The organism is Streptomyces sp. Da 82-17 (genome assembly GCF_046098215.1).
Lineage (GTDB): Bacteria > Actinomycetota > Actinomycetes > Streptomycetales > Streptomycetaceae > Streptomyces.
This window is the reverse complement of the sequence record NZ_JBJURH010000038.1, coordinates 20,208-31,478: the sequence shown is the minus strand read 5'-3', so window position 1 is coordinate 31,478 and position 11,271 is coordinate 20,208. Positions and strand designations below refer to the sequence as shown.

At 72.0% G+C, this 11,271-nt stretch carries 7 protein-coding genes and 2 pseudogenes; 2 read left to right on the top strand and 7 right to left on the bottom strand.

Annotated elements, in window-relative coordinates:
• The 7 genes and pseudogenes from ACIDOF_RS36790 to ACIDOF_RS36760 form a co-directional block, all read right to left on the bottom strand.
• Positions 1-266: pseudogene (locus tag ACIDOF_RS36790) on the bottom strand (RNA polymerase subunit sigma-24); the annotation flags it as partial.
• Positions 267-443: 177 nt separating this feature from the next.
• Positions 444-1,880 (bottom strand): annotated as a pseudogene (locus ACIDOF_RS36785) (alpha-amylase); the annotation flags it as partial.
• A 153-nt stretch (positions 1,881-2,033) separates the two neighbouring features.
• Positions 2,034-2,963: an ROK family protein gene (locus ACIDOF_RS36780; RefSeq protein WP_409010618.1), complete on the bottom strand. Its 930-nt coding sequence runs from the start codon at positions 2,961-2,963 to the stop codon at positions 2,034-2,036.
• A gap of 32 nt (positions 2,964-2,995) precedes the next feature.
• Positions 2,996-4,690, bottom strand: coding sequence for a dipeptide ABC transporter ATP-binding protein (locus tag ACIDOF_RS36775; RefSeq protein WP_409010614.1), 1,695 nt, complete (start codon positions 4,688-4,690; stop codon positions 2,996-2,998).
• Positions 4,687-5,574, bottom strand: a complete 888-nt coding sequence (locus ACIDOF_RS36770) for an ABC transporter permease (RefSeq protein WP_409010613.1) — start codon at positions 5,572-5,574, stop codon at positions 4,687-4,689. The genes ACIDOF_RS36775 and ACIDOF_RS36770 overlap by 4 nt, the downstream gene beginning before the upstream one ends.
• Positions 5,571-6,530 carry an ABC transporter permease gene (locus tag ACIDOF_RS36765; RefSeq protein WP_409010612.1) on the bottom strand — a complete coding sequence of 320 codons (960 nt, stop codon included), beginning with the start codon at positions 6,528-6,530 and terminating at the stop codon, positions 5,571-5,573. Before ACIDOF_RS36765 ends, ACIDOF_RS36770 begins: the two co-directional genes overlap by 4 nt.
• Before the next feature lie 5 nt (positions 6,531-6,535).
• A complete protein-coding gene (locus tag ACIDOF_RS36760; RefSeq protein WP_409010611.1) occupies positions 6,536-8,338 on the bottom strand; it encodes a peptide ABC transporter substrate-binding protein in 1,803 nt (600 codons plus the stop codon).
• Between the two features lie 182 nt (positions 8,339-8,520).
• Between ACIDOF_RS36760 and ACIDOF_RS36755 the strand changes: the two genes are divergently transcribed.
• A complete protein-coding gene (locus ACIDOF_RS36755; RefSeq protein ID WP_409010610.1) occupies positions 8,521-9,717 on the top strand; it encodes an ROK family protein in 1,197 nt (398 codons plus the stop codon).
• 30 nt (positions 9,718-9,747) lie between these two features.
• Positions 9,748-11,271, top strand: coding sequence for a M81 family metallopeptidase (locus tag ACIDOF_RS36750; RefSeq protein ID WP_409010609.1), 1,524 nt, complete (start codon positions 9,748-9,750; stop codon positions 11,269-11,271).

Sequence of the window (11,271 nt, the reverse complement as noted above, 5' to 3'; positions counted from 1 at the left end):
TGGTACAGCTCCTCGTACGCCGAGTCCTCACCCGCACGCATCGCAGTGATCAACTCGGCGTCGGACGAGGGGCCTTCGTCGGCGGCGAGCAGTTCGTCCTCGGCGGCGTCGAGGTCCTGCGCGCCGAGGCCCTGGCCGTGCTCCCGCCCGCCGGGGTCCTGGGGTTCGACGGAGCCCTCGCCCCGCTGTTTCGGCACCTGAGGCTGTGCCTCTTCGGCCGCTGTGCGACCCCTGCCGACCGACTCGTCCCGCTCGCCGACGCTCATGGCGTACAGCCCCCGAACTTTCCGCTCCGACCCGAATACGCGGGCAAGGTTCTCACGTCCGGAGGCGCCGCGTCTCCCCGCCCCGAGAGTTCCCCGTACGGGAAGGCCGCTCGCCCTGCCCGCATTCCGGGCGAGCAGGGCGAGACGTGTGCAAACGGTCCGGTCGGTCCGGGCTCAGCAGCTCCGGGCGCCCGCGTGCAGGGCCAGGGCCGTGTTCGAGCCGAGCGTCGCCGTGAAGCGGCCCGCGCCGTCCACGGTGACGCTCCGGCCGCTCTGCACGTCGCAGTAGCCGCCCGCCGGCAGGGACGTCTGGAAGGTCCCGCTCACGGGGGACCCCTCGTGGTTGATCACGACGTACGCCTTGTCGCCGCGGCCGAACGCGATCGCGTTGTTGCCGTTGTCCCACCAGTTCGTCACGCCCGTGCCGCGCGCCGTGTTGCGGAACCCGACCATGCTGCGGATCTCCGGCCAGGCGTGCTGGCACTTCCAGCCGTCGCTGTAACAGGCCTTCACCTGGCCGCCGTTGGGCGATCCGGCGTCGTTGTCCGTGAACTCGTAGCCGGAGTGCACGTCCGGGGAGCCGTAGGGCCAGGCCAGCATGAAGACGTGCGCGAGCGTGTAGTTCGCGCCGTCCTTGTAGTTGAGGGTCTGGCCGTGCCGCTCCGTGTCGTGGTTGGTGACGAGCACCGCCGAACTGCCGCTCGGCATGTACCCCCAGCCCTCCCCGTAGTTCTTGAGGTACGCCAGCTTCTCGCTGTTGAAGACCCGCTTGAGGTCCCACGCGTACCGGAACTCCTGCGCGTCCCCGGTGCCGGTGTACTCGCTCGGCGAGACCGCCTCGCCCGCCCCGTACAGCGTCTCCTGCTTCCAGTGGACGCCCGGGTTGCTCAGCCGGGACTTGATGTTCTTCAGGTCGTCGGCCGGGATGTGCTTGGCCGCGTCGATCCGGAAGCCGTCCACGCCGAGGGAGAGCAGGTCGTTCAGGTACGCGGCGATCCGGCCCCGGACGTACTCCTCGCCGGTGTCGAGGTCGGCGAGGCCGCCCAGCTCGCAGTGCTGGACGTTCCAGCGGTCCTGGTAGTTGCTGATGGAGCCCTGGCAGTCGTTCATGTCGAACACCGAGTACGTGCCCGGGTAGTCGTACTTGGTGAACGACGAGCCCGCCGAGCCCGTGCCGGACGCGTTCGTCATGTGGTTGATCACCGCGTCCGCGACGACCTTGACACCCGCGCCGTGGCAGGTGTCGACCATGTTCTTGAACGCGGTCCGGTCGCCGAGGCGGCTTGCGATCTTGTAGCTGACCGGCTGGTACCCGGCCCACCACGCGTCGCCCTGGATCCGCTCCTGCGGCGGCGACACCTGCACGTAGCCGTACCCGTCCGGGCCGAGCCGCTCCGTGCAGGCCTTGGCGACCGAGGCGAAGTTCCACTCGAAGAGCACGGCCGTCACGTCCTTGCCGCCGGGCGGGGCGGCCTGTGCCTGCGGGGCCGTGCCGACGACGCCGCCCGCGAGCAGCGCCGTGAGCGCACCGGCGGTCGCGAGGGCTCTGCGGGCGCTACGGGCGCTACGGCTCCTGCGGGTTCTGCCGCGGGTTGTGCTGGTCCGACCGGTCATGGGTCCTCCTGGACGGGGGCGAAGGGTGGCCATGTCCGGCAACGCGCCTTGCTCGTCAGGCCGTTGGAGAGGTGGGACAACAGTGCTGAAGACTTTTGCCGAAAGTTTCAGCAATGTTTTCGGTCGAGACCGTAAGGGCGCGACCGACCCCGGTCAACCCTTCGCGTACGAGGAACCTTCGAGCACGCCGACCTCCGCCGCCGCCCGCGCCGCCGCGCCGACCGGGACCGCCTCCGCGCCCAGGAGCGCGGGCAGCACCCGTAACTGGTGCCCGCTGACCGGGGGTTCGGCGGCCAGGGCGCCGTGGACGGCGGGTTCCAGGAGGCGCCAGGCGCGGGCGACGCCGCCGCCGAGCACGCACGTCGTGACGTCCAGCAGGCCCGCCGTGATCAGCAGCGCCCGCGCCACCGCCGCCCCGGCCCCCGCGAACACCTCGGCCGCGTCCGCGTCGCCGCGCTCCGCCGCCTCGGCGACCTCCAGGGCGCCCAGGTCCCGGCCCGTCAGCTCCCGGTGGCGCGCGGCGATCGCACGGCCGGACGCCACCGTCTCCAGATGCCCGAACCCGCCGCAGGTGCACGGCAGCCGACCGAACCCCGGCACGTGCCCGATCTCCCCGGCCGCGCCGTGCGGGCCGTCGTACAGCGCCCCGTCGAGCCACAGCGCACCGCCCACGCCCGTGCCCAGCGTCATGCCGAGCACATGCCGCTCCCCGGCGGCCGCACCCCGTACGGCCTCGCCCCGCAGGAAGGCGTTCACGTCGTTGTCGAGGAACGCGGGCACGCCGAGCTCCCGCTCGACGGCCGCCGCCACCGGGAACCCCGCCCAGTCCCGGAACGAGTCGCTGGCCACCAGGACTCGCCCCGCCCCCGCGTCCACCACCCCCGCGGCCCCGACCCCGACGCCGAGCAGCCGCGCGGACGTACGCCCGAGCAGCAGGCGTACGGCGGACAGCGCGGCGTCGACCATCGCCCGGCCACCCTCGGCCGCCGGGGTCGGCGCCTCCGCGCGGTCGAGAACGGCGAGGCCGGCGGTGCACAGGACGGCCTGGGTGGTCGTCCCGCCGATGTCGACGCCCGCGACCACGTCGACCGGCCGCACCCCGCCGCTACTCCCCGTCACGCGACAACTCCCTTCGCTGCCACGGCAGTCGACGCGAGCCGGTCTGCGCGCCGCCGCCGTTGCACCACCGGGTCCGGCACGGGGACGGCCGCGATCAGGCGGCGCGTGTACTCCGAGGCGGGCTCCAGGAGGGTTCTGCCGGTCGGGCCCTGCTCCACCACGCGGCCCGCGCGCAGGACGACCACGCGTTGCGCGAACTGCTGCACCACGGCCAGGTCGTGGGACACGAACAGGCAGGCGAAGCCCAGCTCCCGCTGCAGCTCGCCGATCACGTCGAGCACCGTCTGCTGCACGCGTACGTCGAGCGCGCTCGTCGGCTCGTCCGCGACGAGGAGCCGGGGTTCGAGGACCAGGGCGCGGGCCAGGCTCACCCGCTGCCGCTGGCCCCCGGACAGCTCGCGCGGCCCGCGTGCCGCCAACTCCCGGGCCAGGCCCACCCGTTCGAGTGCCTCGGCCACCCTCTCCCGGCGTTCGGCGGCCGGCATGCCGCGCCGGTGCACGAGCAGCGGTTCGGCCACGCACTGCGCCACGCTCATCCGCGCGTCGAGCGAGGCCACCGGGTCCTGCAGCACCACGCCGACCCCGGAGAGCAGCCGCCGCCGGGCCCGCCCCCTGGTCGTCCGCAGGTCGGCGCCGAACAGCGACACCGTGCCGCCGTCCGGCCGGACCAGGCCGAGCGCGACCCGGGCCGCCGTCGACTTGCCGGACCCGGACTCGCCGACGAGCCCGACGGTCTCCCCGGCGTGCACGCTGAGCGACACCCCGTCCAGGGCCCGTACGGCGTTCCCGCGCCGCCCGAACTGCACGCTCACATCGCGGAGTCGGACCACGGGTTGCTGGGATTCCGGGGGCGCGGGCGGGGCTTCCGGTGTGCTCGGCGTTCCCGTCACGGCGAGGCGGGGGACCGCCGCGAGGAGTTGCCGGGTGTAGGCGTGCGTCGGCCGCAGCAGCACCTCCTCCACCGGTCCCGTCTCCACGATCTCGCCGCGCAGCATGACGGCGACCCGGTCCGCGAAGTCGGCGACCACGCCCATGTTGTGGGTGACGAGGAGGACGCCGGTGCCCGAGTCGGCCGCCAACTCCCGCAGCAGGTCCAGGATTTCGGCCTGAACGGTGACGTCGAGCGCGGTCGTCGGCTCGTCGGCGACGAGCAGGTCCGGGGAGTTCGCGATGGCCATGGCGATCACGACGCGCTGCCGCTGCCCGCCCGACAGCTGGAACGGGAACGCCGCGGCCCGCCGCTCCGGCTCCGGGATGCCGACCCGGCGCAGCAGCTCGACCGCCTCGGCGGCGGCCTCCCGCGCGGAGACCGGCCGGTGGTTGCGGACGACCTCGGCGATCTGCCGGCCGATCCGGGTCAGCGGGTCGAGGGCCGTGGCGGGCTCCTGGAACACCATCGACGCCGTACGGCCGCGCAGCCGCGCCAGCCGTTCCTCCGGGGCGCCGACGACCTCCGTGCCGCCGACCGAAATGCGCCCGCGCGCACGGGCGTTGCCGGGCAGCAGGCCCATCGCGGCCAGCGCGACCGTCGACTTGCCGGAGCCGGACTCGCCGACCAGGGCCAGCGTCTCGCCGGGCCGGACGTGCAGGGACACGTCGCGTACGGCGGGCACGTCGCCGCTGTCCGTCGTGAACGTCACGCCGAGGCCGTCCACGTCGAGGATGCGGTCGGTCGTCGGATTGCGGGTCATGCGCGTCCCTTCACGTCGAAGGCGTCGCGGAGCCCGTCGCCGACCGCGTTGAACGCGCAGACGACGAGGATGATCGCGAGGCCGGCCGGCAGGATCAGCCACCAGCGTTCCGAGTACGCGGCCGTCAGCCCGGCCGACAGCATGCCGCCCCAGTCCGTCGCCGGCGGCTGCACGCCCAGGCCGAGGTACGAGACGTACGCGACGAGCAGGATCGCGTCGGCGACCTGGAACGTCGCGGCGACCACGATCGTCGACACCGAGTTGGGCAGGATGTGCCGGGCGATCGCCCGGCCGTGGGTGCCGCCGACGGCGCGGAGCGTCAGGACGTAGTCGCGGCTCTTCAGCGTCAGCGTCTCCGCCCGCACGAGTCGCGACGGCACCAGCCACGAGACCAGGCCGAGGATCACCACCAGGCCGAGCGGGTCGGGCGTGGTGATCGCGGACACGACGAGCAGGATGAACAGGGCGGGAATGGCGATGCCCGCGTCGACGACCCGCATCATCACCGCGTCCACCCAGCCGCCCGCGTACCCGGCGACCGCGCCCCACAGCGTGCCGACCACCGTCGCGAGGAGACCCGCGGCGAGCCCGACGAGGAGCGACACCTTGCCGCCGAACATCAGCCGCCCCAGCTCGTCGTGGCCCACCGCGTCCGTGCCGAGCGGGTGGGCGCCGCCGGGCGGGAGGTTGACCTGCGACAGGTCGGTGTGCGTCTGGTCCGTGGGCCAGAGCAGCGGGCCGACGAAGCAGAACAGGAAGAACAGCACGACGACCGCCAGACCGGCGACGGCCAGCTTGTTGCGCGCGAAGCGGCGTACGGACAGGCGGTACCCGGTGACCGCCTCCTTCGGCTCGGCCTGCGCTGTCTGCAGTACGGCACTCATGCCCGGCCCGCCTTCACTCGGGGATCGATGACGCGCTGGACGAGGTCGGCGAGCAGCGTGCCCACCACCGTCGCCACGGAGACGACCAGGACGCAGCCGAGCAGCACCGGATAGTCGGACGACTGGGCCGCGCTCCAGAACAGCAGCCCCATCCCCGGGTAGTTGAAGAGCTGCTCGACGACGAGGGTGCCGCCGAAGAGGACGGGCACGTAGTAGCCGAGCATGGCCGTCACCGGGGTCAGGGAGTTGCGGAACACGTGCCGCCACAGGATCGCCCGCGGGCGGGAGCCGCCGGCGCGCGCGGTGCGGACGTAGTCCTCGGACAGGTTCTCCAGCGTCGAGGCCCGCATGTACCGGCTGAACACCGCCACCATCGACGCGGCCCCCGCCACCACCGGCAGCACCAGCGCCGCCGGGTCGGCGAACACCTGCGCCAGGCTGTCGCCCTGCGGCGCCTGCGACGGGAACCACCGCAGGACCTGCGTGAACACGAGCACGAGCACGAGTCCCAGGAAGTACACCGGCGTCGAGTACGCGACGAAGCTCAGCCCCGTGAGCACGTAGTCCACCGGCTTGTTGCGCCGCACCGCCTGCCACATGCCGAGCGGGACCGCGAGCAGCAGCCCCGCCAGCGCCGACAGCACGGTCAGGACGAGCGTCTTCGGCAGCCGCTGCCCGATCAGCTCGGCCACACCCTCGTTGAGGGCGTACGAGGTGCCGAGGTCGCCCTGCAGGAGGGTGTGCAGGTAGTACACGTACTGGACGGGGAGCGGCCGGTCCAGGCCCTGTTCCTGGTTGAACGCGGCGATCTGCTGGGCCGTCGCCTGCGGGCCGAGGATCCCCCGCGCGGGGCCGCCGGGCAGCGCGTGCAGCAGGCAGAACACCACGACCGTGACGATCAGGATCACGGCGAGGGCCTGGAGGAACCGGCGGGCGAGAAACCACACGATGTCCATGGGGCTCAGTCCGTCCACTTCCACTGCGCCGGGTGGAAGTTCGCCAGCGAGTCCTGGGAGAAACCGCCGAGACCGTTCCTGACGACGGACACCTGGTACACGGGCTCCGGCAGCCAGATCACCGGGAGATCCTTCGCGAGCGCCGCGCTGTACTCCCGGATCGGCTCGTTCGAACTCGACGTCGTGGAACGGGAGATGAGCTTGTCGACGTCCTTGTCGGAGTAATTCCCGAAGTTCGAGCCGCCCTTGGTCTGGAACAGCGCGTCACCGGTCGGGAACGCCGGGAAGTACCAGCTGCCGGCCGTGCCGAAGAACGACAGCTGCCACTTGCAGATGTCCTGCTTCGCCGTGCACTGCGGGGTCTGCGACAGCACCGAGTTCACCGGCGCCGTCCTGATGGAGAACTTGATGCCCGTCTTCGCCAGCGAGGACTGGATCGCGCTCATCATGTTGTCCGTCACCGTCGACCCGGACTGCGATAGGACCCGCATCTCGAACTTCGTGCCCTTGTCGACCCCGGCGCCGCATTCGTCCTTCCCGTCGCCCGGCTTCGTGCAGGTCATCACGCCGCCCTTTTCCGTCCAGCCGTGCTCGGACAGAATCCTCCGCGCGGTCGACGTGGAGAACGGATACGGGTTCTTCTCCTGCTCCGGCGACAGGAAGTCCGAGCGCTGCCCCTGCGGCACGGGCCCGTACCCGGGAATCGCCGTGCCGTTGAACACGACCTTCGCGAGCTGCTCCTGATCGATGGAGTGCTGCACCGCCTGCCGCGCGTACAACTGCCGGAACACCGCGCCCATTTCGGGGTTGTTGAAGTTGTACGGCATGTACGTGATCGCCCAGCCCGACCACGGCTTGACCGTGTAGCCCTGCGCGGCGAACTGCTCCTTCTGGTCGAGGTCCGTCGCCTCGATGTAGCCGTAGTCGAGGGTCCCGGACCGCAGCGCGTTCTTCTCCGCGTCGGCGGTCGTGAACGGCAGCAGATTCACGGTACGGATCTGCGGCTTCTCCCGGCCGTCGTACTTCTTGTTGGCGGTGAGCACCACTTTCCCGGCCGTCGAGAACGACTTCACCCCATAGGGCCCGCTGATGGTCTTCCACAGCGGATTCGTCTCGTAGTCGGCGATGCGCTCGGCCGCGTCGTTGAGATACGCCCACACCTTCTTGGCGCCCGCCGTGGAACGGTCCGCGTCGGACACGGCCGCGGAATCGCCGGTCTTGTCCCACACGTGCCGGGGGAGCGGCCGGATGTAGCTCAGCTGGTTCGCCAGCATCCAGTCCGCGTTGTACGCCCGGTCGAAGGTCAGCGTGAAATGCCGGTCGTCCTCGGCCTTGAACGACGTCCAGTTGTCGGGCGCCTGGCCGGGGTTGTAGCCCGCCCACTTCGCCTTGTTCGCCTTGATGAGGTTGAACCAGAACTCGACGTCCCGGGTGGTGATCGGCTTTCCGTCGCTCCAGTGCCGGTCGCCGAGCGTGATCCGCACGCTCTTCCCGTCGTCGGCGAATTCGGCGGCGGTCGCGACGGACCCCTTCTTGTTCCAGTCGATCTTCCCGGTCGACCCGTCGTACGCGATCAGCGGCTCCCAAAGGGTGTCCGATATTGACGAGTTGTTGGTGTTGAGATGCGCCGCCGTGCCGATCGGCAGGATCCAGTTCGGCGTGAAGTTCGCGGGCAGCGCGTAGTCGATCGAGTCGCGCGCACCGGACGACGCGCCGCTCGACCCGGAGCAGCCCGCGAGCAGCAGCACACCCACGGACAGCGCGGCACCGGCGGCCAGCCTCGTGCGGGCGGGGGACAGGCCTCTCATGGCTCTCCTTGAAAAAAGTCGGGACGGGAGCGAAGCGAGGGACAGTCAACGACCCCAACCGGCACGGAAACAGCGGTCAGTTGGTAAACAAATTGTTTCTGCTGTTCTGGAAAAAGCCTCCGGCCGCGGACCTGGGCTTACGCTCGGTGCTCCCACCGGCGACGTCGGAAGTTACTTCGTACATGCCTGAAAAAAGTGCACCGCACCGAAGGAACGCCGCGGCCTTCTCCTCGCTTGCCGAACCCGTCCTGGAACTCCTCGCCTCCGGCCGGGCGACCACCCGCACCGAACTCGCCGGGCTGCTCGGCGCCGCGCCCTCGACGATCTCGTTCACCGTCGGGCGGCTCATGACGCACGGCCTGCTCGCCGAGGAAGGCACCGTGTCCTCCGCCGGTGGCCGCCCGCGCAAGCTGCTGCGGCTCGGCGGCAGCGACGGCTTCGCCCTCGCCGCGGACATCGGCGGCCGGCACGCCCGCGTCGGCGTCGTCCGGCCGGGCGGCGCCCTGTCCGACGTGTCGACCGTGCCGTTCGCCACCGCCGACGGCCCCGACGCCGCCCTGCTCGCCCTGGCCGAAACCCTCGAAGCCCTCGCCGACCAGCACGGACGCGAACGCCTCCGCGGCGTCGGCCTGTGCCTGCCGGGGCCGGTCGACGTGGACGCGGGCGTCGTCACACTGCCCGCCCGCATGCCCGGCTGGAACCGGTTCCCCGTCCGCGGCTGGCTGGAGGAACGGTTCGGGGCGCCCGTCGCGATCGACAACGACGCCAACTGCATGGCCGTCGGGGAGCACACCGTCAAGCCGCCGGAACGGCGCCAGTCGATCATGGTGAAGACCGGCACCGGCATCGGCGCGGGCATCGTCACCGACGGCCGCCTCTACCGCGGCGGCACCGGCGCGGCCGGCGAGATCACCCACGTGCGCGTCGAGGCCGCCCAGGACATCCCCTGCTCCTGCGGCAACACCGGCTGCCTGGAGACCGTCGCGTCCGGCGCCGCGCTCGTCCGCATCCTCCGCGAGCGCGGCCTCGACGTCACCACCACCGAGGACGTCGTACGCCTCTCCTCCGACGCCGACCCCGAGGCGACCCGCGCCGTCCGGCAGGCCGGCCGCTACCTCGGCCAGGTCCTCGCCGCCAACGTCAACTTCTTCAACCCCGACGCCGTCTACCTCGGCGGCATCCTCTCCACCCTCGAACCCTTCGTCGCGGCCGTCCGCAGCCGCCTGTACGAGGACTGCCATCCCCTCGTCACCGAACACCTGGTGATCGAGCGCACCTCACTCGGCGCCGACGCCGGGCTGGTCGGCGCGGGCCAGTTCGCCCTGCAGCGGGCGCTCGCGCAGGCCCTGCAGTCCGTCACCGGAAGCGTCCACGTCTGACCCTTCGTCCCCTGCGAGGAGCCGCCCGCCATGCCAGCACCCCGTTCCGGCACGTCCCGCCCCGTCATCGCGATCGCCGGGCTCGGCATCGAGTCGTCCACGTTCTCCCCGGCCCGGACCGCCGCCGCGGCCTTCCACCCGCAGCGCGGCGCCGACGTCCTGACCCGCTACCCGTTCCTCGCCCCCGGCGAGCCGCTGCGCGAGGCCGCCGAGTGGCGCGGCGCCCTCGTCGGCAAGGCGTTGCCCGGCGGCACGGTCACGGCGGCGGCGTACGCGTCCCTGTCCGCCGAACTCCTGGACCGGCTGCGGGAGTCGGGCCCGCTCGACGGCCTCTGGTTCGACATCCACGGCGCCATGACCGTGGAAGGGATGGACGACGCGGAGGCCGAACTCCTCGCCCGGGTACGGCAGGTCGTCGGCCCGGACACGGTGGTGTCGACGTCGATGGACCTGCACGGCAACGTCTCCCGCGCCCTCGTCCACGGCAGCGACCTGATCACCTGTTACCGCATGGCCCCGCACGAGGACGCCATGGAGACCAAGGAACGCGCCGCCCGCAACCTCGTCGACCACCTCGCGAGCGGCCGACCGCGCCCGCTGAAGGCGTGGATCCCGGTGCCGGTGCTCCTGGCGGGGGAGCAGACCTCGACCCGGATCGAGCCCGCGAAGAGCGTGTACGCGGCCGTCGCCGAGGTCGAGGCGGAGCAGGGCGTGACGGACGCGGCGATCTGGGTCGGCTACGCGTGGGCGGACGAGCCGCGCAACCGGGCCGCGGTCGTCGTGACCGGGCACGATCAGGCCGCGGTCACGGCAGGTGCGGAGCGGCTCGCCCGCGGATTCTGGGAGGCGCGGCACGACTTCGCGTTCGTCGCGCCCACCGGCACGCTGGACGCCTGCCTCGACGAGGCGCTCGCGTCGGACGCCCGCCCGTACTTCGTCAGCGACACCGGCGACAACCCGACGGCGGGCGGCGCCGGTGACGTGACGTGGAGCCTCGAACGGGTCCTGGCCCGGCCGGAGTTGAAGGACGAGTCCGGGCCGACGGTGATCTACGCGTCGCTCCCGGGACCGTCGGCGGTCGCCGAGGCGGTCCGGGCGGGCGTCGGCGCGACGGTCACCGTCACGGCGGGCGCGGAGGTCGACGACCGGCACGCGGGCCCGCTCACCCTCACCGGCACCGTCCACGCGATCCGGCACGGCGACCGGGACGCGGAGACGGAGGTCGTCCTGCGGGTGGGCAGCGTGTACGTGATCCTCACGCGGCTGCGCAAGCCGTACCACCATGAACACGACTTCACCGACCTGGACTTGACGCCACGTCAAGCCGACGTGGTGATCGTGAAGATCGGCTACCTGGAGCCGGAGCTGTTCGCCATGGCCGCCGACTGGAAGATGGCCCTCACGCCCGGCGGCGTCGACCAGGACCTGCCCCGCCTCGGCCACCGCCGCATCCGCCGCCCGACGTTCCCCTTCGACCCGGACATGCCCGCCCCGGACCTGCGGGCCCGCCTGATCGCCCCGTCGAACGAGCCGCTGACGGGGGCGGAGGAGTAG

Coding starts and splice junctions, on each gene's coding strand:
- ACIDOF_RS36775 (WP_409010614.1), bottom strand. CDS start 4,690: ATGACCCGCAATCCGACGACCGACCGCATCCTCGACGTGGACGGCCTC.
- ACIDOF_RS36770 (WP_409010613.1), bottom strand. CDS start 5,574: ATGAGTGCCGTACTGCAGACAGCGCAGGCCGAGCCGAAGGAGGCGGTC.
- ACIDOF_RS36765 (WP_409010612.1), bottom strand. CDS start 6,530: ATGGACATCGTGTGGTTTCTCGCCCGCCGGTTCCTCCAGGCCCTCGCC.
- ACIDOF_RS36760 (WP_409010611.1), bottom strand. CDS start 8,338: ATGAGAGGCCTGTCCCCCGCCCGCACGAGGCTGGCCGCCGGTGCCGCG.
- ACIDOF_RS36755 (WP_409010610.1), top strand. CDS start 8,521: ATGCCTGAAAAAAGTGCACCGCACCGAAGGAACGCCGCGGCCTTCTCC.
- ACIDOF_RS36750 (WP_409010609.1), top strand. CDS start 9,748: ATGCCAGCACCCCGTTCCGGCACGTCCCGCCCCGTCATCGCGATCGCC.